Genomic DNA, 24,410 nt, shown 5'->3' with positions numbered 1-24,410 from the left:
CGGGTGTGCGGACGGTCGGCGGCGAGCAGCGTGCTACTCAGAGGAATCCCGCCTCGGTCATCAAGGCGATGACGGTGGCGCCGTCGAGGTCGGAGATGTCGATGGCCGGCGGCTGCAGCTCCGAGAGCGGCTTGACGGACGGGTCGAGCGAGACCGCGGGGTTGAGGGGGTACTCCAGCGCGTAGCTGTCGGCCAGCGCCTGCTGGCCCTCCTCACTGGTCAAGAAGGCGACGAACTTCTGGGCATCATCGGCATGGTCGCTGGACTTCAGCACCCCGGCCCCGGAGATGGACAAGAATGCACCGGGGTCCTGGTCGCCGAAGAAGTAGAGCGAGCTGTTGTCGCTGTTCTCGCCGGACTCCTTGTGGTCGCGGTACCAGTAGTAGTGGTACTCGATGCCGATCGCGGACTCACCGGCGTTGACCGACTCGAGCACGACGTTGTTGCCGTCGTAGACGGTGCCGTTGGCCTTCAGCCCGGCCAGCCACTCGCGCGTGGCGTCCTCGCCCTCGAGATCGAGCACGGCGGCGACGATGGCCTGGAAGTCGGCACCGGTCGGCGAGAACGACACCTTTCCGGCATACTCCGGCTTCGCGAGGTCCAGGATCGAGCTCGGCAGCTCACTCTCGGAGATCAGGTCGGGGTTGTAGACCAGGACCGTCGAGCGGGCCACGAAGCCGGTCCACAGGCCGCTCTCGGGGCGGTACTGCGCCGGGATCGGCTCCAGTGCTGCTGGGTCCAGGGGGGCGAGCAGCCCCGCACGCTCGACCGCCGACATGGCCGGTGAGTTCTCGGTCAGGAACACGTCGGCCGGCGAGGCGTCGCCTTCTTGCACCAGCTGGGCCGAGAGCTCTGCGTCGTCGCCGCTGCGCAGCTCGACCTTGATCCCGGTCTGCTTGGTGAACAGCGGGGCGATCTCCTCGAGCAGCTGCTCGTGCTGGGCGTTGTAGACCACGATCGAGGGCCCGTCGTCGCCCGAGCACCCGGTTGCTGCCACGGCGGTCACGAGCGACAGGGCGACAAGACGCAGAAGGACGGCGGGGCGCTGCACGGCAACCTCACAGGGGAAGCTGGATGTTAGGGCAGCCTAACCATACTCATGCTTCTCGGCTGACTGCCACCGCCTCGACCTCGACCAGCTGCTCCGGGTACCCCAGCACGGCCACGCCGAGCAGGGTCGATGGGGCGTCGTGCTCACCGAACGCCGCGCGCACGACGTTCCATGCAGCGACCAGGTCCGAGCGCGTCGAGGACGCGACGTAGACCGTCGTCTTGAGCACGTCGCCCAGTCCGCAGCCGGCGGTGCGCAGCACCTCCTCGAGGTTGGCCATCACCTGGGCGGCTTGGGCAGGGATGTCTCCGGGCGCGACGACCTGCCCGTCCTGGTCGAGCGGGCAGGCCCCGGCGGCGTACACGGTCCCTGCCCGCGTGACCGCCGCGTAGGCGTAGGGGACGTCTTGGGTCAGCGTCGGGACGCGCAGGAGCTCCATCCGCCCCATCGTGCCCGCCGGTTGTTCAACCCGTCGCGGGGTTTTCGTCCTGTCGAGTCTCGACTCGCCGTCAGCGGCCTGGTTCTCACGCGGCGTGCGACACGATCGACAACCTCAGCACGACCGCGCTGGACATCAACTCCGATGCCATCGCCTTCGCGATGCTCAGCTACGCATCGGGACTGGCGGTGCTCAACTGACGACAGCCTGAACCCGGCCGGTCCTCCCGTACGCCGCGGCGTACGGGAGGGGCGGCCCCGTGGTGTTCGGTCTCGATCGGACTCGTTCACCATCTCGTCACCCGCAGTTCGCTGCCGAGGGGCACAATGCGGCGTATGGGCATCCGAGCTGTCTTCATCAACGCCAACGAGCAGCGTGCGGTCGCCGCCGGCGACGCCGTGTTCACCGAGGGTGACGCCGGCGCCGAGATGTTCGGCCTGATCTCGGGCGCCGTCGAGCTGCGCAAGGGCTCGCACTCGCTCGCCGTGCTCGAGCCGGGCGACACCTTCGGCGAGCTGGCGCTGGTCGACGACTCGCCGCGCAGCCTCTCGGCGGTCGCCACCGAGGACTCGGTGCTCGCCGTCATCAACGACAAGGCGTTCACGTACCTCGTGCACGAGACGCCGATGTTCGCGCTGCAGGTGATGCGGTCGATGGCGCAGCGGATCCGCGAGCGCGACCCTCGCGAGCTCTGAGCGCGGCTACTGCTCGCGTCGCAGTAGCGGGAACAGCACCGTCTCGCGGATGTTGGCGCCGGTGAACAGCATGACCAGCCGGTCGATGCCGAGACCGAGACCGCCCATCGGCGGAGCGCCGTACTCGAGCGCGCGGAGGAAGTCCTCGTCGAGCTCCATCGCGTCGGGGTCTCCCCCGGCGGCCTTGAGGGACTGGGCCTCCAGCACCTGGCGCTGGATGACGGGGTCGATGAGCTCGCTGAAGCCGGTGCCGCGCTCGACGCCGCCGATGACCAGGTCCCAGGCCTCGATCAAGCCGGGCTTGTCGCGGTGGGGCCGCGCGAGAGGCTGGGCGATCGCGGGGTAGTCGTAGAGGAAGGTCGGCTGGAGGAGCGTGGGCTCGACGAGCTCGCCCAGCAGCTCGAGGAAGACCTTGTCGGCCTCGGCCTTGGGGTCGATCTCGACGTCGTGCTCGCGGGCCAGCCGGTGCAGGTCCTCGGCGGAGGTGTCGACCTCGACCTTCTCGCCGACGGCCTCGCTGACGGCGTCGTAGACCGGTAGCCAGGTCCACTCGCCGTCGAGGTCCACCACGCCCTTGTCGGTCTCGATCTGGTGCATGTCGAGGGCGTCGGCGGCAGCCAGGTAGAGGGCCCGGATCAGCTCGGCGATGCTGGTCTGGTCCCCGTATGCCTGGTAGGCCTCGAGCATCGTGAACTCGGGTGAGTGGGTGGCGTCGACACCCTCGTTGCGGAAGATGCGGCCCATCTCGTAGACGCGGTCGACGCCGCCGACGACGGCCTTCTTGAGGCTCAGCTCCAAGGCGATGCGCAGCGACATCTGCTGGTCGAAGGCGTTGAGGTGGGTGTGGAAGGGCCTGGCTGCGGCACCGCCGTGCACGAGCTGCAGCGTGGGCGTCTCGACCTCGAGGTAGCCACGTTCGTCGAGACACCCGCGGATCGCCCGGAGCACGGCGGCCCGGGTGCGCACCATGTCGCGGGCCTCCTGGCGCACGATCAGGTCGGCGTACCGCTGCCGGACCCGCGTCTCGGGCGTCAGCTCCTTGTGGAGCACCGGCAGCGGGCGCAGCGCCTTGGACACCATCTGCCAGTCGCCGGCCAGGACCGACAGCTCGCCCCTCTTGCTCGAGATCACCCGCCCCTGCGCGAACACGTGGTCGCCGAGGTCCACATCGGCCTTCCAGGACTGCAGCTTCTCCTCGCCCACCTCGGCCAGGCTGAGCATCACCTGGAGCCGCGTGCCGATGCCCTCCTGCAGCGTGGCGAAGCAGAGCTTGCCGGTGTTGCGGATGAAGATCACGCGCCCGGCGACACCGACGACGTCGTCGGTCTCCTCACCGGCCTCGAGATGGCCCCACGTGTCGTGCACCTCGGCCAGTGTGTGAGTCCGGGGTACGGCGACGGGGTAGGGCTGCCGGCCAGACGCCAGGATCCGCTCACGCTTGGCCAGTCGCTCGTCCGTCTGGGACGTCGTGGCGGCGGTCGGTGGGGCGTCGTCCATGGCCGCAACGCTAGCGTGCGCGGATCGGCTCGCTCGCCTCGGTTTCGCGGCGCGATCGCGGGCAATGGACGGTCCCCGGCAGTGTCAGCGGGTGGAGCCGAGCTCCTCCAGCTCAGCCGAGCGCACGACCGATCGCCATCACGCGGTCCGGGTCGTAGGTCCGCACCGCGCGCCGCAGCCGGGCCGAGGTGAGCTCGTCATAGGCGTCGCGGTAGTCGTCGGCCGCGAAGGTGAAGTTGGGCAACCGACGCCCACCGGTCCACGGCGCCATGGCCTCGAGGATCGCCTCCGCGTGGGTCTCCAGCCCGGGGGTGCCGGCGATGCCGACGAGCAGGAGGGAGTAGGCCACGTCGCGCGAGCTGAAGGCGCTGTCATGAGCGCCGCGGCGCGCGACCGCCCCGCCCATCTGGCGGACCTCGACCAGGACCTGGGGTGACCCGGAGCCGGGACCCGCCGTCGCGAGCAGGGCCTGGGCCGCCTCGGCCGGGAAGTCGGTGAGCACCGACGCGGCCTCGTGCGCAGGCAGCGGGTCCAGCGGGTCGGTGTGCACCGAGTCCACCTCGGTGTACGGCTTGAGCGCGACGTCGTCGAGGAGCACCGGCGCGGCCTCGCGCATCGAGGCGAACCATCGCTCGCCCTCCGTGGCGTCGCCGGTCCACAGGTACCGGACCGACAAGGTGAGGCGCTCCGCGAGCACGGGAGGTACGTCGGGCATCGCCGGCAGCTGGAACAGCGCGAACGAGGTGGTAGCCGCTTCGGGGAGCTCGTCGGACCACGCCCGCCACCGCTCGATGACGGCGGCGGCGTGCTCGCCCTCGAACCACAGCGAGCCGCCGTAGAAGGTCGGCTGGTGCACGAGGTCGAACTCGATGGCGGTGACGATGCCGAGCATCCCCTTGCCGCCGCGCAGGCCGAAGAAGAGCTCAGGGTCCTCGGTCGGTGTCACCCGCCGCAGGACGCCGTCACCGGTGACGACCTCGATCGCGCGGACGCGGTCGATGGCCAGGCCGTAGGTGCGGGCCATGGGTCCGAGGCCGCCGCCGGTCGTGTAGCCGACGATGCCCACGTCGGTGATCGACCCGGACAGCGGCGCGAGGCCGTGGGGCGCGGCAGCCTGCACGACGCGGATCCACTTCACGCCGGCGCCGACGCGGGCCCAGCCCTCACCCGGCCCCTCGACGTGGACGACGCACTCGTCCAGTCCTTGGGTGTTGACCAGGATCGCGCCGACGAGCTCGGCGATGGGCCCGTGGCCCGTGGCCTGCGGGGTCACCAGCAGGCGGTGGCGGCGGGCGAAGCGCACGGCCTCGACCACGTCCTGCGCGGTCCGCGCGGCGAGCACGGCCGCCGGACGGACGGCGATGGCCAGGTTCCAGGGCGAGACGAGGGCGTCGTACTCCTCCTCGCCCTGCACGGCAAGGGTGCCGGTCGTGGACGAGTCGAGGTCGGCGTAGGGCACAGCGGCGGGGACCAGGTCCTCGCGGGGTTCGACGATGGTCACTTCTTCTCCAAGGTTCGTGGTGGTCGATGTGGCACCACGGTGGCCCAGGAGTCTTGAGGCCTACTTACGGACGACTTGAGGCCTCCCGGCCGCGAGTCTCAAGTCCGCGGGCGCGGCGGGATGAACAGCCCGTCCGGGTCTGCCGCCGCGCGCACCGCTTCGAGTCGTTGCGCGGCCGCCGAGGACCAGCCCCTGCGCTCGTCGACCTCGCCGTCGGCCATCAGGAGGTAGGACGCGCCGCTGTCCCAGCGCTGCAGAGCCCTCATCACGCGGTTGGTCTCGTCACGCACGGACGACAGGCCGACCCCATCGGCCAGTCCCACGCCCAGCACGAGGAAGTCACCTGTGATGCGGTCCAGCACCCCGGGACGCTGGGCAGGTCGCGACAGGGCCCCGCCCAGGTGGCGGATCTCGACGAAGAGCAGCGGCGAGTCGGCATCTGCCCCGGCCGCAGCGACGAGCGCGTCGATCCCCGACTCCGGCAGGTCGTCGAGCAGCACGCTGTTGGCGTAGACGGCGGCAGGCGCCTCCGGGTCCAGGTGCATGTCGGCCATCGAGGAAGGAGGTACGACGTCGAAGGTGTCGATCTCGGGCTTCAAGGCCCGCAGCGGCTCGAGGAGACGCGCACCCTCGTCGACCTCGCCGATCAGGGCGCCGTCGATGACGACGAGCCGCCGGCCGCGCACGTCTGCGGGGAGCCAGGGCTCATCCGGCGTCCGGAACAAGCGGGCGACGGTGGTGAAGGCCTCGGGTAGGGTCTCGGTCCACGAGCGCCAGGCGCGGAGAACCCGGTCGCCCTCGGCCCAGCTCCACGCCAGCATGCCGGCGTAGGCGCTGCTCACCGGGAGCAGGTCGAACTCCAAGGCGGTGACCACGCCGAAGCCCCCGCCACCACCGCGCGCGGCCCACATGAGGTCCGCGTCGCTGTCGTCGGTGGCCCGCACGAACGTGCCGTCGGCGAGCACCAGCTCCACGGCGGTCAAGGCGCTGCACTGCAGGCCGCCGGGGCGGGCGTACCAGCTCAGCCCGCCGCCCAAGGAGGTGCCCACGACGCCGACCCCGGCCGCCGTGGTGTGCCGGGCGGCGAGACCGTGCGCACCGGCGCGCGCGACGACGTCACCCCAGAGCACCCCGGCCCCAGCGCGGGCGATGCGCCGCTCGGGATCGATGCGCAGCTCGGTCATGGCCGAGGTGCGCAGCAACACGGCCTCACCCAGGCGACCCGAGAGCGGGGGCGCCCCGTGACCGGTGCCCTGGGGCGCAACCCGCAGCCCGGCAGCGGCTGCCGCCCGCAGCACCGAGGCCACCTCGTCCGGGAACGCCGGATAGGCCACGGCGGCCGGCCACGCCTCGACGTCGAGGTGCCAGGGCATCCGGGCCTCGTCGTAGAGGGGGTCGCCTGGCACGTGCACGGCGCCGCCGCACAGGCCCCGCAGGACGTCGAGTCTCGCGGCGGCGGTAGGCGGAGTGCTGGGCAACGGATCTCCTCACGATCGGTGGGCGCCAGGGTGGCACCCACGACTTGAGAACAACTTGAGCCTGGTCACGGCGGACCGCCACTGGCGGCCTCGAGGAGCGCGCGCACGGTGCCCGGCGTCAAGAACAGCGCCTGCGCCACCTCGTTGACGTCGAGACCAGCGGCAGACAGGTCCAGGACGCGGCGTTCGCGCGCCGAGACCCGCACCGGGCCGCCAGTCGCCGGGTCCTCGGGGCGGTGGCCGCGCACGGCGAGCTCGTCGAGGGCGTCCCTGGCGACCCCGCGCGCTCCGCACGCCTGGGCCGTGGACAAGGCGGCCCGGAGCAGCGTCACGGCTTCGCCGTCGGCGACCTCTGGATGCCGGGCGAGGGCTACCTGGGCGCGAGCGAGCTCCACCGCGGCCGTGGTGCCGGTCAGCACCTCGACCGCCTCCCTCAGGTCCGTGACACCCGACCGGCCGCGCAGCGAGCCGAGCAGCCGCAGCGCCGGGCCGAGCGAGGTGGGCGCTCCCCAGCGCCGCAGGAGTGCGACCTCGTCCGCGGCGAGCTCGACGGCCTCCTCCATCCGGCCGAGCCCCGCCATGGCCCCGGCCTTCAGGCCGCGCCACCCGGCCCAAGCCGGGTTGGCGATCCCGGGCCGGACCACGTCCTCGGTCAGCCCGCCGAGCGCTTCGGCAGGGCACCCCTGCGCGAGGAAGAGCCGGGCCGCCGACTCGGCGAGCAGCCTGCCGCCCTCACCCACCCAGGGGAGCCGGCGCGCGGCCGTCAACGTCTCGGTCGCGCCGTCCAGGTCGCCCTGCTCGACCTGGACGGCCAGCGTGAACGCCGCAGCATAGGTGGCGGTGATCCCCGACGCGCCCCACATCTGGAGCTGTTCGGTCCCGTCGGCCAAGGACTGGAAGGCGTCCTCCAGCTGCCCGTGCCGCAGCTGGGTATATCCCCGCCACAGGTTCACCGACAGCACCGAGAACAGGCCACCCGTCGCGTGGGCGCGCGCCAGCGCTCGGTCCCAGAAGTCGCCGAGGTCGGCGTCGGCGAGCAGGAGGACGTTCGCGGCGACGATCCACAGCAGGCCGTTGTCGACCTCGAGCAAGCGGTCGTCCTCGAGCGCGAAGCGCGCCAGCTCGATCGCCCGCGCCCGGTCCTCGCCGTCGCGCAGCACCTCGTAGCAGAGCGTGGCCGCGAGCATCCGGGCCCCGTCGCCGGACCCGCTGACCTCGGGAGTCGGTCCCGCCCGGTAGGACTCGGGAGGGAGCCGGTGCATGTATCCCGACATGCGCCGCAGGGCGACCAAGCCCTGCCGCTCGTCATCGAGACCCTCGGGCAGCACCTGCTCGGCGGCGACCGCGAACTGGGTCGCCACGCCCGGCGCCGAGGCGAACACATGGGTGCGTACGACGAGCATGGCGACGCGCGCGCGCTCGGCCGGATCCGCGAGGAGCTCGTAGGCCTCCGTGAGGTGGGCCGCGCCGGCCGGACCGTCCAGGAGCGTCTCGACCAGTCCCAGCTCGATGAGCACCTGGGCCCGCGCGTCGGGCTGCACGGGCTCGTCGAGCGCCCGCCGGAGCAGGACGACCGCGGAGTCCGACGCACCGCGTGCCATGGCCGTGCGTGCGGCGGCGCGGAGCGTGTCCACGGTCTCCCGGCTGCCCCGACGCGGAGCGAGCAGGAGGTGCGCGGCCACGACCTCCGGGGCGGCCGCCTGCTCCCGCAGCAGACGGGCAGCACGCTCGTGGAGCAGCGCACGGTCGGCGGCCGGCAGGTCGCCGTACACGGCGTCGCGGACGAGCGGGTGGACGAACGTCAGGGGCAGCCAATCGGCGAGGATCTCGCCACGGGTCAGGGTGTCCAGAGCCGCTGCGGTCTCCGGCTCGCCCAACGCCGCCAGCTCGGCGATCGCAGGAAGCAGAGCCTCCTCGCCGAGGACGGCGACAGCGCGGGCGATGGCGGTAACGGCCGGCGGCATCCGGCGAAGGCGCAGCATGACCAGCGACGACACGGCTCGAGAGCCCACGGCGCGCACGGTGTCGACGTGGGACACGTCCGGCTGCACGCCTTCCTCCTCGAGGGCGCGCAGCAGCTGGCGGAGCAGGAGCGGGTTGCCCGAGGTCATCCGGTGGCAGGCACGGACGAAGGAGTCCGCGCCCTCCCCGAGCACCTCGCTGACGAGGGCTCCAGCAGCCTCGGCGGACAGCGGCCGCGGGCGGAGCACGGTGACGAACGGGTCGTGTGCCAGCTCGCCGTGCAGGGACTCCTCGAGCCCCTCCTCGCCGGAGCGCACCGTCATCACCACCAGCACGGGCAGGCCTTCGAGCCGTCTGACGAGGTAGGCCAAGAAGCGCAGTGACGCGGCGTCGCACCACTGCGCGTCGTCGACGGTGAGCACCAGCGGCGCCTCTCCCGCCAGGTTGACGGTGAGCCAGTAGAGCCCGTGCAGCACCGCGAAGTTGCCGTGGGAGGGGCTGTCGGTCCCTGCGAGCCCGTCGAAGACCGCCCGAGCCCCACCGGCCGCGGCGCCAAGCAGGACGTCTTGGCGATCCGGGTCGCGCAGCGCGGGCTCGAAGAGCTGCCGGACGACGCCGAACCCGTAGGAGCGCTCGAGCTCGCTGGCGCGCGCTGCCAGCACCCTGGCCCCTGCGAGGTCGGCCAGCCGCACGGCTTCGGCGAGCAGCCTGGTCTTGCCGATCCCGGCAGGACCCTCGATGAGAGCGCAGCCCGGACCACCCGCTGCAAGCCCGTCCACCAGCCGCCTGAGCGTCGCGGTCTCGCGCACCCGGTCGACGAGGTCCGTCGGCTCGCGCGGGATCGGTGCACCGTCCACCGGAGCCGACAGCGGGGCCCGTGGGGCGTCGAGCGTCGGTGACTGGGCCAGCACCTCGGCCTCGAGCTCCCGCAGCGCTGGGCCCGGATCGACGCCCAGCTCGTCGGCGAGCAGCCCGCGGGCCCTCCGCAACGCCGCGAGCGCGTCGGCCTGTCGCTGCGCACGGTAGAGCGCGAGCACCAGGAGCCGCCAACGCTCCTCGCGAAGGGGGTCCTCGGCGACGAGTGCCTCCAGATCGCCGACCAGCAGGGCGGCGTCCCCCAGGTGCAGGCGCGCCTCGAGCAGCCGCTCGCGCGCCACGGCCCGGAGCTCGTCGAGCCGCGCCACCTCGGACTCGACCCACGACTCGCTGGCGTACTCCGCATAGGCGGGGCCACGCCAGAGGCGGAGGGCGTCCTCGAGCACGCGAGCCGACTCCGCGGCGCTCAGGCCGGGCGTGGAGTCCACTGCACGCTCGAAGCTCCACGCGTCCACCGCATCGGGCGGGAGACGGAGCTGGTAGCCGTTGCCGGCGCGCGCGATCACGTCACCCCTGCGACGCGCACCAGCCTCCGGTTGCAGTCGTCGTCGCAAGTGGCTCACATAGGCCTGGAGGGCGCCCGCCGGGTTCGCCGGCGCCCGATCACCCCAGACGAGGTCGGCCAGGCGGTCTGCGGCGACAACCTGGCCCCGGTGGATGACCAGAGCCGCGAGCACGGCTCGCTGTCGTCTCCCGCCGAGGTCCACCGGCGCGCCGTCTCGCGCAGCCGTCAGCTCTCCGAGAACGCGCAGGCTCAACATCGGGTCCAGGTCCACCCCACTCCCTCGTCGTCGGGTCGAAGGATACGGCGACCAGGGGTGCTCACGCTCGGCTCAAGTCGCTCACAAGTCGGCTTCAAGAGCGGCCGGGCAGCGTACGGCCATCCGATCCCTGACGAACAAGGAGAAGCACCATGTACGCACGTACCACCCTCGCCGCGGTTCTCGCCGCAGCCACTGTCGTCCTCGTGACCCCGACCGCCCAGGCGGCGTCGGTCGACCGGTTCGACCGCAGTACCTTCGACAGCACTCCGGAGGTGACGGCGTCCGGATTCTCGATGGCCGGTGACACGGCCGGCGAGCTCGGCGGACACCTGAGCCTGTCGCTGCGGGCCTCCGACGGCACGCTGCCCGCCCAGGGCCAGTGCGAGAACGCCGATGTCAGCGCCGTCCTGACGGTCTCGCCGGGCGAGACGTTCACCATCAACACCATGGGCGAGCTCTGCAGCCACTTCATCGACGGCACTCCCTCGCTGAACGCCTACTTCGGGGCCAAGCAGGTCTCCTACTCCGGCAGCCACAAGCGCGCCCGCGTGACCGACGGCAGCATCGGCTTCTCGAACGGCTTCCTCGGAGCCTTGGGCCAGGTCGGTCTCACCGTCCGCTGGTGAGCGCGGCGAACGGGTTCGGGCGGTGCTGCTGCACCTGTCCGGTTGACCGTTCGAGGGTCATGGCCCTGCGGCTTCGGCAGGTCTAAATTGCGCTCGTGACCCTCCGACGTACGGGGTGTCGTAGCTGGGTCGTCGGGGGCCTCGTCGCGGCATCGACCTTGGTCGCCCCAGCACCTGTCATGGCATCGGCAACGTTGAACAACTGTGATGCGACGGCGTTTCGCAACGCGGTCATCGCGGGCGGCACGGTCACCTTCGCGGTGACCTGCTCGCCGATGGTGATCACCCAGTCGATCCCGATCCCGTCCGGCAAGACCGTGACGATCGAGGGCAACGGGTCCACGCTCGACGGGCAGTGGGCGACCCGCTTCTTCGACGTCACCGGCGGGACGTTGACCATCCACCAGCTGACGCTGACCAAGGGTGCCGCCACGGGCACGGTGGGGGTCACCGGAGCCGCGGGTGCGACGGGCGCCGACGGCGCGAACGGTACGGCGGGACCCGCCGGCCAGGCCGCGACGTGCGTAGGCGCGACCGGCGCCCCCGGTGGGGCCGGCACCAACGCCGCGGCCGGTGCAGCGGGCGGAGACGGAAAGCCGGGGACAGCGGGCGGCAGCGCCGAGGGCGGCGCGATCCGGATCACCTCAGGCACCGTGACGCTCGACCACGTGTCGATCACCAACAGCCGCGCGACCGGTGGGCCGGGCGGCGGCGGTGGTGCCGGGGGCAACGGCGGCCACGGTGGCCGCGGCGGCAACGGCGGCGACGGCGGCCAGGGCTCGGTCAACCCGATCACCGGACAGAAGTGCACGACCGGTGGGCCCGGCGGCAAGGGCGGCAACGGCGCCAACGGCGGGGCCGGCGGCGCCGGCGGAAGCGGCGCAGCAGGGGGCTTGGCCCGCGGTGCGGCCATCAGCAACGCGGGCACGCTCACGCTGATCGCGTGCACGCTGTCGAGCAACCAGACCGTCGCCGGTTCCGGAGGTCACGGTGGCCCCGGCGGCAAGGGTGGCACCGCTGGTGCCGGCGGTGACGGAGGGTTCGGCGGGCCGGGCGCCAACGGTGACGGCGGCAGCGGCGGCATCGGCGCGCCTGGCGGCTCGAGTGGAACCTCGGGTGCGGGAGGTACGGGCGGCAACGGTGCGCCCGGCGCCCCGGCCGCCGGATCGGACGTCTACAACACCGGGACGCTGACCATCGTCCAGGGCACCGTGACCAACGCATCGCAGACCATCGGCGGCAGCGGAGGCTGGGGCGGCAGCGGAGGCGACGGCCAGACGACGACCCCCTTCCGCGGAGGCGACGGTGGCGGCGGAGGCGGCGGGAGCGTCGGCTTCGACGGGAGCGCCCACTCCGGCGGCGACGCCGGCTTCGGCGGTCCTGGCATCCATGGCGGCAAGGGCGGCACTCCCGGCAACGCTGCGGCCGGCGCCTCGGCCGAGGGCGGCAGCATCGACAACCTGGGCACCCTGACGCTGCACGACTCCTCCATCACGGGCATCGCGAAAGCAGGGTCCGGCGGTGGAGGAGGCACGGCCGGGATGGCCGGCATCGGCGGGTACAGCGGGTCCGGGGGTCGTGGCGGCAACGGGTCGATCAACGGCGGGTCGGGCGGTGCCGGTGGGGCATCGGGAGCCAACGGATCCAACGGCGTCACGGTGGGCGGCGGTCTCGCGGCCGCAGGCGCCGATGCCTACGGCGGCGGCCTGGCCAACCGCGGCATGGTGACCGTCACCTCCTCCCTGGCCCCTGGCACCACGAGGAGCAACTTCCACGGCGAGGTCGACGGAGGCCCCGGTGGCCCCGGTGGGGCCGGCGGTAGCGCTGCGGTCGGTCTCGACACCAACAACCGCGCCGCAGGCCGAGGCGGCGACCCCACCAGCGGCGCACCTGGCGGCTCGGGTGGCGGCGGAGGTGCCGGTGGCTCGGGCGGGGCAGCCGGTGCCCTGTTCGCAGGCGGCAACGGCAACGCCGGCGCCGCCGGGGGCGCCGGTCGTGGCGGCGGCATCGCCAACCTGCCGAGCGGCTCCTTGTCCCTGGTCGACGCGTACCTCAACGGCTCCGCGCTCGGCGGCAACGGCGGCGGCGGTGGCAACGGCGGCTCGGGCGGCGGCAGCTTCGACGCCAACGGCGACGGCGGCTCGGCCGGCGCCAGCATCGGCGGCGGCCCGCCCGGTCCCGAGAGCAACGGCACGGTGGGCACCTGGGGAGCCGGCGCGGACGGCGCCGACGGCGCGGGAGGTACGGCGGGCGCCATCGGCGGCATCGGCGGCCCGGGCGGGCTCGGCGGACCCGGCCAAGGCGGCGGTGTCTACAACGCGGGGAGCCTCGTGGCGAGGTCGAGCATCGACTTCGCCAACGACTTCTACCTGAGGTTCGACGGGGGCCTGGCCTGGGGCGGCAGCGGAGGCAATGGAGGAGCGGGCGGAGCAGGCGGCCGTGGCGGCGCCGGCGGCGACGCCGGCTCGGGTGAGCCCGGAGATCCGGCGAGCACTCCGGGCGGCGCCGGCGGTGGAGGTGCCGGCGGCGACGGTGGCCATGGCGGAACCGGCGGGGACGCCGGGGTCGGACAGGGCGGCGGCCTCTACAACTCCTCGACCGACTGGACGCTCCACGCGGGCTACATCAGCGGCAACACCGCCCGGTCAGGAAACGGCGGGACGGGTGGCGGCGGTGGCTCCGGCTCCATCGGTGGCGATGGCGGCGACGGCGGCGTCGGCGGCCAGCCCTACCAGCCCGACCACGACGGGATCGACGGCTCCAACGGAGGTGCCGGGGGCCAGGGAGGCGATGGCGGCAGGGGCGGCGATGGCGGCAAGGGAATCGCACCTCGCGGCGGAGGCGTGTTCACGACCGAGCTGGCCGTGCTCTACGACGCCAACGAGTACTTCGTCGGCGGCCTCGACGGCGGGCTCGGAGGAGGCAGCCCGAGCGGGGCGCCGTTCGGCCTGGGCGGCCAAGGAGGCTCAGGTGGATCGGGCTCGTTCGGCACCAACGCGCCGACGCAGGACGACCCGCACCCGGGAGCGGGTACCAACGGCACCAACGGTGTCGACGGCGCCAACGGCAACCCCGGTGGCTCCGGCACGGGAGGTACGTCGGGGGCGATCGACCAAGCCCACCGGGACTGCTCGGGTCCGTGCGTGTCCGCACCGCAGCTGACGACCGCCCTGCCCACCATCAGCGGCACGGCACGGGTCGGCTCCAAGCTCACCGCGAACCCGGGCACGTGGGGCCCGGCGCCGGTGACCTTCACCTACCAGTGGTACGCCGACGGCGTCGCGATCGCCGGCGCCACCAACCCGACGCTGGTGCCGCTGGCCTCGCTGCTGGGCGACAAGGTCACCGTCAAGGTCAAGGGCGCCAAGGTCGGCTACGCGCCCGGCACCCGCACCTCGGCTGCAACGGCTGCGGTGGCCAAGGGACTTCTGTCCGCGCCGAAGCCCAAGATCTCCGGCACGGCCAAGGTGGGCCTGGTGCTCAAGGCCCAGCCCGGCACGTGGGGCCCGTCGCCGGTGAAGCTCAGGTACAAGTGGTACGCCGGTTCGACGGTCATCAAGGGGCAGGTCGGGAAGAGCCTTCGGCTCACCAGAGCCCTGATCGGCAAGCGGATCAAGGTGAAGGTGACCGGCAGCAAGACCGCCTATGTGACGACCTCCAAGACGTCAGCGGCGACCGTCGCGGTCAAGCGGTAGGCCGTGTGAAGAGCCTGCTGACACTGCGCACGTCCGGCCCCAGCCGGCGTACGTGGGTCAGCAGGTCGTCGGCTGCGGCCATCAGCGCTTCGTCCGTCATCGGCGCCAGGGCGTCGAAGATGAACAGCGCGCTGGTGGTCTCGGGCGTGAGCTGCGTACGACGGCCCTGCCGCCAGTTCCACCGCCGACAGGTCACCCCGTCGTCGTCGCACCACACGACCTCGCCGGCCTCAGGGTGCTCGATGACCGTCTCTCCGTCCGCCGTGGTGTCGAACGTCTCGTCGCCGCTCGCCCGCACCAGCCGGGGGCTTCCGGCGTAGCGAGCCAGGTCCTCGCCGCCGACCGGCACCTGGTGTCGAACGGAGACGGCGTTGTAGACGTCGGTGAGGCCGTTGACCCGCGGCAGCCCGGTGGCAGCGCGGCGAGTAAGCGCCTCGAGGCTGTTGCGGGTGCGCTGCGGCTTGGTGCCGAAGGCACGGTAGGCCTCCCGCCAGGCCGCGATGTGCGGCAGCTCCTCGACCGCTGCCTGGCTCACCAGGCCGGCCGCGGCGTTCTCGGCATCCCGCAGCAGAGCCTCGCCTGCCGCGTCGCCACTCCCGGGCTCGATGCCGTCGACCGCTACCAGGAGGGCGCGGTAGTCCGGGCGCAGCTCGTAGACGGCGTCGTCCACCGCTGCGCCAGCCAGGAAGCTCTCGAGTGAGGTCACCCGGGGATTGTCAGCACCCGGCTCCGGCAGCGCAACGTGGACTCGGGCAGGCTCTCACGGCAACTGGGACATCACCGCTGACAAGGGCACGAGGTGGTAGCCCGCGGCCCGGAGCTCCCGGATGACCGTCGGCAGTGCGTCTGCGTCCAACGTGCTGGCGTCCTGAGGGTTCGCCCCGACGTGCATCAGCACGATCGCGCCCGGCCGGGCTGCGTCGACCACCCGGCGTACGACCGAGGCGACAGTGACGCCTGAGGACGTCCCCTTCCAGCCGAGGGTGTCCACGGTCCACCGGAACGCGACGTAGCACCGTCGGTTCACGATCCGGATCGCTCTCACGTCGCGGGCGCCGAAGGGGAACCGGAAGAACCGTCGCGGGTCCTGGCCCGTCTCCCGCACGATGGTCTCTTGTGCCCGCCGCACCTCGACGCGGATCTCGTCGTCCGAGAGCGTGGTGAGGTCGGGGTGGGTGTCGGTGTGGTTGCCGACCAGGTGCAGCTCGGCGATCCTTCGCGCCCGCCCGGGGAACCTACGCACGAACGCCCCGGTCAGGAAGAACGTGGCCTTCACCCGCTGACGACTCAACGTGAGCAGGATCGGGTCGACACCTGCGGCGTTCGCTCCGGCGTCGAAGGTGAGCGCGATCTTCTTCGCGGCCAGTGGCAGCTGCTCGAGGTCCTGGCCAGCGAACCGGGCCGGGATGGCGCAGGCCGCTGGCGGCGGGCTCGTGGTGGCCGTCGACGTCGGCGTGGCCGGTGGCGAGCCGGGCGGCTGCGACGCGGTCGGGCGGGGCCCCGTCGGTGAGGCCGTCGGCAGGGGCTCGGCGCGGGCGGGGTCGGACGACGCATCGGGGGTGCACCCGGTGAGGAGCAGCGCGCACGTCATCCAGGCCGAGACCACGACCCGCACGCTCCTCACGAGTGACCTCTCAGATAGGTGCACCTGCCCTCCGCAGGACTCACTTCACGCTCCATCCGCTGAGGCGGCGCACGCCAGGGTCATTGGTCATCCACCGGCCTTGCCGTGGCGCCCGAGGGAAGGGGACCTTCGGGGTGGACCCGAGGACCTTTCGCACTGGGCCACACCGCGGCGACGGCGTGAGGCTGGTGCGGTGGGACCCGCGTGGATGCGCAACACCGGCGTGGTGGTGGTCGCCGTGCTGGCGCTCCTCGGCTGCGCGACCACACCTCCGGCATCGCAACCCGGACGGGCTGCCGTGCACCAGGGGACGCAGTCACCGCGACCGGCCGCCCGACACGAGTTGCGCGCCGGAGGCAGCGCCTGGGTCTCGGTGTCGGTGGCCACGGTGTGGCGCTCACCCCGGTCGCCACGCCCGGTTGACTCCCCAGCGCTGCAGAACCCGGTGGCGATGGTCCGCTGGCTGTCGGGCATGAGCCTCGACCAACGACGTGACCTCAGCGGTCGGGCCGACACACAAGCGCTGATGGGCGACCGGGTGCGCGTCCTCGGCGTCCGCGCGGGCTGGGTACGGGTCGCGGTGCCGGGACAGCCCAGTCCACTGGACGCGCGCGGCTACCCCGGCTGGGTACCTCGGCGCCAGCTGACCGCACGGCCGCCCACGGTCACGCCCTCCTGGGCCACCGTGACCCGTCGTACGGCCTGGCTGAGGACCGACGCGGCGGAAGGCCGGCGCCGGGTCCGGGTCAGCTACGGCACCCGGCTTCCCGTCGTCGGGAGGACTGCTCGTGAGCTGCGCGTCGCCACGCCCGACGGCACCGTGCTGCGCGTCGCCGCTGGCGATGTGGTCGAGCACCCGAGGAGCCGGCCTGCCCTGGCGCCGTCGTCCGCGAGCCTGGTCTCGGCGGCCACGTCGTTCGTGGGACTGGCCTACCTGTGGTCCGGAGCCTCCGGCTTCGGCGTGGACTGCTCGGGGCTGACCTGGCTGGTCTACCGCGTCCACGGGATCCGGATCCCCCGTGACGCCTCGCCCCAGTCCGAGGCGGGGACACCGGTGCGCTTCCTTCGACGAGGCGACCTGTTGTTCTATGCCGACGGCGGTCTCGTGCACCACGTGACCATGTACGTCGGCGGCGGCCGCATGGTCCACGCGCCCGGCACCGGGGACCTCGTCCGCGTGGACACCACAGCCAGCCTCGGCCCGCAGTACGCCGGCGCTCGTCGCTTCCTGCCCTGAGCGCGCTCATCGTCATCTCCGGCTCGAGCCCGTCGCGCCTGCCTGGAGACGTGGGCAACCCGGCAGTTCGTGAGCGGGTGCCCTCAGCACCCGCTCACGAACCGCTGCCGCAGATCAGCGCAGGTCGAAGACCGCGGGGTCCGCGAGGTTCGATCCGCCGATGTTGGCGTAGACCTTGTACGTCCCGGTGCCACTGAGCTGGGAGACGGCCAGGTTGTAGATGTACTTGCAGTCGACCTGACGGAAGTACGTCCCGTCGTCCTTGAGCTGGATGCTGGTCTCCTCGTTCACCGCACCCGTCGGGGCGGCGTCGGCCTTGCCCCACTGGAGCTTGGCGTCCGGCAGGGCGCAGGTCTTGGTGAAGGCGCCGGCAGTCGTCGTCGTGCTCACGACCTCGCTGGTCTGGGGAACCCACGTGTTGTCGTTGACGGTCACGTTGGATACGTCGGCGATCTGGTCGCCGCCCCAACCCGAGTCGAGGATCAAGCTGGCGCGTGTCACCGTCGCGTCCGGGTGCAGCGCGGTCAGTCCGTCCCACGTGTCATAGAACGTGCCGCCTGCCGGCGAGGTGTCCACCCGCAGGTCGGCCAGGGACCGCATGTTGGTGCCGGACTGCGAGGCCGTCGTGCAGTCGGTGAAGTTGGGCACGTCGCCGTAGTAGACGTTGGCGCTGCCGTCGCGCACCCCGTCACCGTCCCAGTCGAGGCTGACGGCCCAGCGCAGGGATCCACCGTGGCAGTTGCCGGTCGTAAACGCGTACGTCGCGCTCAGGTTCGTCAAGCTGGCCAGCGGGATGGGCGTCGTCGGAGCGAACGAGGCGTACGAGTAGTCGTTGGTCAGGTTCGGATCCGAGCCGATGGACTCCCAGACCGGGGCGTCGTAGGTGCGGGTGACCGTGGTGATGGTCGTCGGCGCCGAGAGCAGGTCGAACTGCACCGGGATGACGCCCCTCTTGGCCGAGAAGTTGCTCGTCCCATCGGCGCTGATCGGCGCCCGCACGGCCGTCTTGTAGGCAGTGGCCCCCGGCGCCGTGGTCGTGCTGTCGGTGTAGGTCTGGGCAGGCTCAGAGGACCAGGTCCCTGCGGTGCTCGCAGCGGCGTAGGTCGTGGCGGGCGCGATCAGCGCCAAGGACAGGACTGCCGCGGCACCACCGGCCACGCCGATGGAGCGCCACAGGGTGCTGTGGGCGCGCGTTTCACTCTGCATGTGAGTTTCCCCCGATGTCTCCATCACTGAGATGGACGATGCGACCCCCTGCCGCACGGGGGACAAGATAGGTGACGAAGGGGGCATGCCGCTAGAACCCTAAGGGTGAAGTCTATTACCCCATGATGGTCTGTGGCCGAGGGAGCGCCGCGCGCGGATAGTCTCTGGGCACCATGGGCCTCAGAATCGATCCGGGACACGTCAAGCGCTATCGCCAGATCGCCATGCTGTTGCTGCGCCACGGTCGGGGGGACCTCGTGCGGTCGACGGGGATGGACGCGATCTTGGAAGGTGAGACCGCCGAAGGGGACCCTGACGCAGCGGCCCGGCTGGCCGACGACCTCGAGGCGATGGGGCCGACCTTCATCAAGCTCGGCCAGTTGATGTCCTCCCGCGTCGACCTGTTGAGCCCTCCCTACATCGAGGCCTTGTCCAGACTCCAGGACAACGTCACGCCCTTCCCCTCCGAGCAGGTCGAAGAGATCATCGGCAACGAGCTTCAGGTGCGGATGTCCAACGTCTTTCCCACCTTCGAGTCCACTCCGCTCGCTACGGCGTCACTCGGCCAGGTCCACCGGGCCACGTTGCGCGACGGGCGCGAGGTCGTCGTGAAGGTCCAGCGACCCGGGATCCGGGAGCAAGTACGCGGGGACATGGAAGTCCTGACGGACCTGGCCGCCTTCCTCGACAAGCACACCGAGATCGGTCAGCGGTACGGCATGGCCCAGCTGCTCGAGGAGTTCCGCAAGGCGCTGGTCGACGAGCTCGACTACCGGCGCGAGGCAGACAACCTCTCCAGGATGCGGGAGATGCTCAGCGGTCAGGAGCTCATCGTGGTCCCCCAGCCCTATCCGGACCTGACGACCAGCAAAGTGCTCACGATGGAGTTCGTCGCGGGCAAGAAGGTCACCGACCTGGGGCCTCTTGGCCGGCTCGAGCTCGATGGGGCCCCCTTGGCCGACGCGCTCTTCGAGGCGTACCTGGACCAGGTCCTCGTGCAGGGCGTCTTTCATGCCGACCCCCATCCCGGCAACGTCCTGGTGACCCCGGACGGGCGATTGGTGCTCCTCGACATCGGCATGATCGCCCGACTGGCGCCCGCCGTGCGAGACAAGCTGGTCAAGCTCTTCTTGGCGTTGGCCGACGGGCGCCCCGAGGAGGTCACCCGGATCGCGGTCACCCTCGGCGAGGTCCTGCCTGAATTCGACGAGACGGTGTTTGCGCGAGCTGTCGCCGACCTGGTCGGTCGGTCTGCCGACGCCTCGCTGGCTGACCTCGACATCGGAGCCTTGGTGCTCCAACTGACTCGCAAGGCGGGTGAGGCCGGGCTGCGCATGGACCCCGAGCTGGTGATGCTGGGCAAGACGCTACTCAACCTGGACCAGGTGGCTGCCACCCTGGACCCTGACTTCGCGCCACGGGAAGCGCTGCAGCGCCACATGACCGGCCTGATGAGATCAGGCATGCGCACCACGCCAGCTTCCATGATGGCGTCCCTGCTGGAGGCCAAGGAGTTCGTCGAGGAACTCCCGGGTCGGGTCAACCGGGCCTTCGACGCCGTCGGACAGGGCAACTTCGAACTACGGATCAAGGCCTTCGACGAGGACGAGTTCCTGCGGGGCCTTCACAAGCTGGCCAACGTGCTCGCAGCAGCGGTCGTCCTGGCCGCCATGATCCTGGCCTCGGCCCTTCTGGCCATGCCCTCGAGCAGCGGAGCATCGACCGAGAACCACGTCGCACTCGTGGTCTTCGTCATCGCCGTGGTGATCTCCCTCGGCATGCTGGTCAGGATCGCGTTGCACAGCCGGACGATCCGGATCGACCGACGCCGCTGAGGCGAGGAGGACACAGACGGGGCCTGCGCCCATCGTCTGCTGCCCACGGTTCCCACGTCGCCGAAAGATCCGCGAAAGACAACCGGATCGTGGGCCGGAAGCTACCCCGCCGCCACCCCGCATCACCCGGTGGCGCGGGCGGCGGCCTCCTTGCGGTTGGGTACGCCGAGCTTGGCGAGCAGAGCGGCCACATGGTGGTGCACGGTCCGCGGCGAAATGACCAGGCGGTCCGCGATCGCCTGATCGCTGAGCCCCTCGGCGATCAAGGTGAGCACCTCCCGCTCGCGGGCCGTCAGACCGTCAGGGTGCTCCCGGGTCGTGGGCCGCGGACCAGCAGAGCCGACCCGTACGCCGGCCGCGCGCAGCTTGCGCCGAGCCAGCGCCGCGGCCGGCTCGGCGCCCAGCGCCTCGAACCTACGCAGCGCATCGCGCAGGTCCTGTACCTCGCGCGAGCCGAGCAGCGCCATCGCGGCGTCGTACGGGCGACCCACGTCCTCCCACAGACGAACGGCCTCGCCGATGTCGCCCTTGAGCTCCGCCGCGTGGGGCGCCGGCAGGTCGACGGCGTCGGGATCGGCCTCGCCCGTGATCCGGAAGCGCTGGAGGGCGACAGTCGCCCTCTGGACCGGTGCGTCGGCCGCGTGTGCAGCGGCCACCGCGAGCTCCTCTTCGGCAACGGCACGTTCGCCGGCCAGCCACGCGACCTCCGCGCGGGCGGCCCTGACGTAGGCGGCCCAGTACGCCTCGCCCAGCGCGTCGGTCGAGGCGGCGGCCTCCTCGAGCGGCTCCCAGGCACCGCCTGCCCCGGTGCGGGCCCGCGACAAACCGAGCGGCACCAGGAACGTCACGCGGTTGATCGGGGAGGAGCGGTCACCGCCGAGTGGACCGGCGCTGATCGACTCCACCTCGTCCCAGCGGCTCGTCAGGGCGAGCACGAGCGCCTGACCACCGGCGAGGCAGAGACCCCAGGTGTCGAGGTCGTGCTCCTCGCAGTACGCCGCACCCTCGCGGTACCAGCGCTCGGCCTCGGCATAGCGCATCGTGCCGGAAGTGAACTCCTGGAGGTTGGTGTACGCGTAGGCGGCCTGCACGGGGAGTCGGTTCGCGAGCGCGACGTCGAGTGAACGCTGGAGCGGTGTCTGCCAGTCCTGGCGCTGGCCTTCGAAGGCGATGCACGAGAGGTTGTTGAGTGCCTGGCTGACCAGGTCGGTGAGACCGAGCGCCTCACTCATCTCGAGAGCCCGGTGCGTGAGGGCGGTCGCCGCTTCCGGGTTGCCCTCGGCGAGCTCGATGCCGGTGTAGGACAGCAGGACGGCTGCCAGCTCGTGGCAGGGGCCGACCCGCTCCAGGACCTGCCTGGCCTGCCGGATCGAGGCGATCGACTCCGGGCCCCGGCAGGCGCGCCAGTACGCAGCGGCCAGCCGCCGTCGTGAATCGCCCTCGAGCCGAGGCTCCTCCAGCCGGTGCCACAGCTCGACAGCCTCCTCGAGTGCGTCCGCGGCGGGGGCCCACAGGTCGAGCGCGACGAGCTCTTGTGCCAGCGCGCTGAGCAGCTCCGCACGGGGCCGGGCGCCGTCGGCGTACCGCAGAGCGCGCCGGTACTGGGCGACGGCCTCCCGGCGGGAGGACAACGCAGCCGAGCGGTCCCCGGCCCGGCGGGCGTGCTCGACGACCGCGGCCGCGTCACCGGCACCCTCGGCGTGGTGGGCCAGCCGGGCGTCGTCGTCCACGCCGGCGCGGGTCAGCTCGAGCAGGATCCGGCGATGGGTCTGAAGGGCGCCGTGCGGTCCCACCTCCTGCTCGACCGCCATCCTGGCGATCTCGTGACGGAACCGCAGCTCGGGTCCGTCAGCGACCAGCAGCCCGGCGACGACCGGCTCGTCCATGGCCCCGGACACGTCCGGGACGACCGCCGCGAGCAGGTCCTGGTCGACCCGGGCGCCGATCAGCGCAGCCGCGTCCAGCACCGCACGGCCTTCGGCGGAGAGCCGTCCCGCCCGGGCGAGCACGGCGTCGCGAGCCGAGGCCGGCAGGCCATCCGTGCCGTGGTGGAGCACCTCGCTGACGAAGAACGGGTTCCCGCCCGTCAGGGCGTGCAGGACCCCGGCCTCACGTCCTGAACCGGCGCTCAGCTCCGAGACGGCTGCCACCGTCAGCGGCGGCAGCGCGATCCTGCGCACCGCCCGCTGCGTCGATACCTCGCCGAGCGCCTCGCGCAGGGCGCGGTTGTCGGCGAGTCCGTCATCTCGGTACGTCGCCACGACGATCGCGCGCACTTCCCGCAGCCGTCGACCCAGGTATCCCACCAGGTTCAGCGTGGCCTCGTCGGCGAAGTGGAGGTCCTCCAGCACCAGCACGGAGAGCCCGGGATGCTCCCGCAGCATGGCGAGCAGAGCAACGAACCGGTGGTCGCGGTCAGCCGACTCCTCGGTCGCCCGGCGCACGGCGCCACCCCACTGGTCGGCCACGTCCCGCAGCGGTCCGAGCGCCGAGGGCGTGAAAGCGCCGTCGCAGACGCACCACGCGACGCGGGCCTCGGGCAGCTCGCCCACGAAGGCCTCCACCAGGCTGGACTTGCCGATCCCGGCCTCGCCGGCCACCAGGACCAGCCGCCCATCGCCGCGGGCGGCGTCGGTGGCGTAGTCGCGCAGCGCCCCGAGCTGCGTCTCCCGCTCGAGCAAGCGCATGAGCACAGTGTCCGCGCGCGTGCCCCTGGGCGCCAGAGGCAGGCGGCCGCGGTCAGGACCGTCCGAACGAGGGTGAAGCGCGGCCATCCTCTTCCCCCACGACGAGTACTCCCCGACCTTCGGCTGCACGAGTCTCCAGGTCACGCAGGCCGACGGCAGCGGTCAGCACTGGGTCAACGACCAGTGCGGCGTCGAGCATCAGGTCGACTGGGGAACGGCTCCGCTGGAGTAGGGAGCCGGTGCTCGCGGAACGAGGCACTTCCGTCCACACAGCGGCGCGCGTGAGAGCGCCGGCTCCAGCTCGATCACGTCGCGCAGCTCCGACTACATTGCGCCGATGGAGCTGTCCGTCTGCGTGACCGACGAGGACTACGAAGCGTGGCGGGCCGTCCGGCTCGCCGTCGTTCCCGGTGAGCGCTGCCTCACCGTCGGGGAGATGCGTGCACAGGACTCCGCGGACCGCGTGCTCGTGCTCGCGGTCAAGGACGGCGAGGTGGTGGGCTCCGGCCTCGCGGACCGGTCCGACACCGCTGGCGCGGGGTTCGTCGCCCCACGAGTCCTGACCGAGCACCGTCGGCAGGGAGTGGGGTCGGCTCTCCTGAGCTTCCTTGCCGAGCACTGCACCGGGCTGGGGGTGTCCACCGTGGTGGCGGGCGTCGACGACGAGGGGTCCTTGACCTTCGCCGAGCGCCACGGGTTCGTCGAGGTCGACCGCGAGATCGAGCAGGTGCGCGCCGTGGGCGACGAACCGGCTCCCACCGGGCTGCCGCCCGGCGTCGAGGTGATCGAGGCCAGACAGCGTCCCCACCTGTGGGCTGCCTGCTTCGATACGTTCGGCAAGGAGGTGCTCGCCGACTTCGCCCTCTACGCGGAGCTCGACATCAGCGCCGAGCAATGGAACACGACGTGGTACGGCGACCCGATGTTCCTGGCCCTGCATGGTGACGACGTGATCGGCTGCGCAGGCCTCAACCGCGACGCCGAGAGGCCCGGACGCGCGGAGAACGCGCTCACCGCAGTCAGCCGCACCTGGCGGGGACACGGCATCGCGTCGTACCTCAAGCGCCACACGCTGCACTGGGCCGCCGAGCACGGACTGGAGGAAGTGACTACCTGGACCCAGGTCGGCAACGCACCGATGCGCGGCCTCAACGAACACCTCGGCTACGTCACCGCCCGGACCAGCATCACCGTCTCCCGGGCGCTTCCGCTGCCCACCTGAGGCCGCGCGCCGTCC

At 71.9% G+C, this 24,410-nt stretch carries 16 protein-coding genes; 6 read left to right on the top strand and 10 right to left on the bottom strand.

All coding sequences use genetic code 11. The features are described from left to right. Positions 1–37: 37 nt before the first annotated feature. Complete coding sequence (locus ISU10_RS02725) at positions 38–1,051, bottom strand: iron ABC transporter substrate-binding protein (RefSeq protein WP_194694830.1); 1,014 nt, start codon at positions 1,049–1,051, stop codon at positions 38–40. Between the two features lie 46 nt (positions 1,052–1,097). Then, entirely contained in the window at positions 1,098–1,490 is a 393-nt protein-coding gene (locus ISU10_RS02720; protein ID WP_228499279.1) for a RidA family protein, read from the bottom strand. A 335-nt stretch (positions 1,491–1,825) separates the two neighbouring features. Between ISU10_RS02720 and ISU10_RS02715 the strand changes: the two genes are divergently transcribed. Further along, complete coding sequence (locus ISU10_RS02715; RefSeq protein ID WP_194694828.1) at positions 1,826–2,185, top strand: Crp/Fnr family transcriptional regulator; 360 nt, start codon at positions 1,826–1,828, stop codon at positions 2,183–2,185. 6 nt (positions 2,186–2,191) lie between these two features. On the opposite strand, the gene lysS is transcribed toward ISU10_RS02715, so the two are convergent. The 4 genes from lysS to ISU10_RS02695 all read right to left on the bottom strand — a co-directional run bounded on the left by lysS (position 2,192) and on the right by ISU10_RS02695 (position 10,275). After that, a complete protein-coding gene (gene lysS / locus ISU10_RS02710; protein WP_194694827.1) occupies positions 2,192–3,682 on the bottom strand; it encodes a lysine--tRNA ligase in 1,491 nt (496 codons plus the stop codon). Positions 3,683–3,794: 112 nt separating this feature from the next. After that, a complete protein-coding gene (locus ISU10_RS02705) occupies positions 3,795–5,183 on the bottom strand; it encodes an FAD-binding oxidoreductase (RefSeq protein ID WP_194694826.1) in 1,389 nt (462 codons plus the stop codon). 98 nt (positions 5,184–5,281) lie between these two features. Beyond that, on the bottom strand, positions 5,282–6,661 hold the full coding sequence (locus tag ISU10_RS02700; protein ID WP_228499277.1) for an FAD-binding oxidoreductase: 1,380 nt from the start codon (positions 6,659–6,661) through the stop codon (positions 5,282–5,284). A gap of 65 nt (positions 6,662–6,726) precedes the next feature. Next, on the bottom strand, positions 6,727–10,275 hold the full coding sequence (locus ISU10_RS02695; RefSeq protein WP_194694825.1) for an ATP-binding protein: 3,549 nt from the start codon (positions 10,273–10,275) through the stop codon (positions 6,727–6,729). A gap of 137 nt (positions 10,276–10,412) precedes the next feature. Between ISU10_RS02695 and ISU10_RS02690 the strand changes: the two genes are divergently transcribed. Together ISU10_RS02690 and ISU10_RS23455 are read left to right on the top strand one after the other, a co-directional pair. After that, positions 10,413–10,889, top strand: a complete 477-nt coding sequence (locus tag ISU10_RS02690; protein WP_194694824.1) for a hypothetical protein — start codon at positions 10,413–10,415, stop codon at positions 10,887–10,889. A gap of 179 nt (positions 10,890–11,068) precedes the next feature. Beyond that, a complete protein-coding gene (locus ISU10_RS23455) occupies positions 11,069–14,584 on the top strand; it encodes a hypothetical protein (protein ID WP_194694823.1) in 3,516 nt (1,171 codons plus the stop codon). Here the strand turns inward: ISU10_RS23455 and ISU10_RS02680 are convergent. Next, complete coding sequence (locus tag ISU10_RS02680) at positions 14,574–15,290, bottom strand: B3/B4 domain-containing protein (RefSeq protein WP_194694822.1); 717 nt, start codon at positions 15,288–15,290, stop codon at positions 14,574–14,576. The genes ISU10_RS23455 and ISU10_RS02680 overlap by 11 nt on opposite strands. Positions 15,291–15,344: 54 nt before the next feature. Continuing rightward, positions 15,345–16,208: a polysaccharide deacetylase family protein gene (locus ISU10_RS02675; RefSeq protein ID WP_370864612.1), complete on the bottom strand. Its 864-nt coding sequence runs from the start codon at positions 16,206–16,208 to the stop codon at positions 15,345–15,347. Positions 16,209–16,401: 193 nt separating this feature from the next. On the opposite strand from ISU10_RS02675, the gene ISU10_RS02670 reads away from it, so the two are divergent. Continuing rightward, positions 16,402–17,445 carry a C40 family peptidase gene (locus ISU10_RS02670; RefSeq protein ID WP_194694821.1) on the top strand — a complete coding sequence of 348 codons (1,044 nt, stop codon included), beginning with the start codon at positions 16,402–16,404 and terminating at the stop codon, positions 17,443–17,445. 114 nt (positions 17,446–17,559) lie between these two features. Here ISU10_RS02670 and ISU10_RS02665 read toward each other — a convergent pair whose 3' ends face one another. Next, positions 17,560–18,651 (bottom strand): hypothetical protein, encoded by a 1,092-nt coding sequence (locus ISU10_RS02665; protein WP_194694820.1) that lies wholly within the window; start codon positions 18,649–18,651, stop codon positions 17,560–17,562. A 173-nt stretch (positions 18,652–18,824) separates the two neighbouring features. Between ISU10_RS02665 and ISU10_RS02660 the strand changes: the two genes are divergently transcribed. Beyond that, a complete protein-coding gene (locus ISU10_RS02660) occupies positions 18,825–20,486 on the top strand; it encodes an ABC1 kinase family protein (RefSeq protein WP_194694819.1) in 1,662 nt (553 codons plus the stop codon). 122 nt (positions 20,487–20,608) lie between these two features. Here the strand turns inward: ISU10_RS02660 and ISU10_RS02655 are convergent, their stop codons facing one another. Further along, complete coding sequence (locus ISU10_RS02655) at positions 20,609–23,173, bottom strand: ATP-binding protein (RefSeq protein WP_194694818.1); 2,565 nt, start codon at positions 23,171–23,173, stop codon at positions 20,609–20,611. Between the two features lie 337 nt (positions 23,174–23,510). Here ISU10_RS02655 and ISU10_RS02650 point away from each other — a divergent pair, with 337 nt between their 5' ends. Next, complete coding sequence (locus tag ISU10_RS02650; protein ID WP_194694817.1) at positions 23,511–24,395, top strand: GNAT family N-acetyltransferase; 885 nt, start codon at positions 23,511–23,513, stop codon at positions 24,393–24,395. Positions 24,396–24,410: the final 15 nt, after the last annotated feature.

Origin of the sequence: Nocardioides agariphilus, assembly GCF_015352445.1 — a bacterium.
In the GTDB taxonomy this organism is placed as follows: Bacteria; Actinomycetota; Actinomycetes; order Propionibacteriales; family Nocardioidaceae; genus Nocardioides; species Nocardioides agariphilus.
This window is presented reverse-complemented; position numbering and strand designations above follow the sequence as displayed.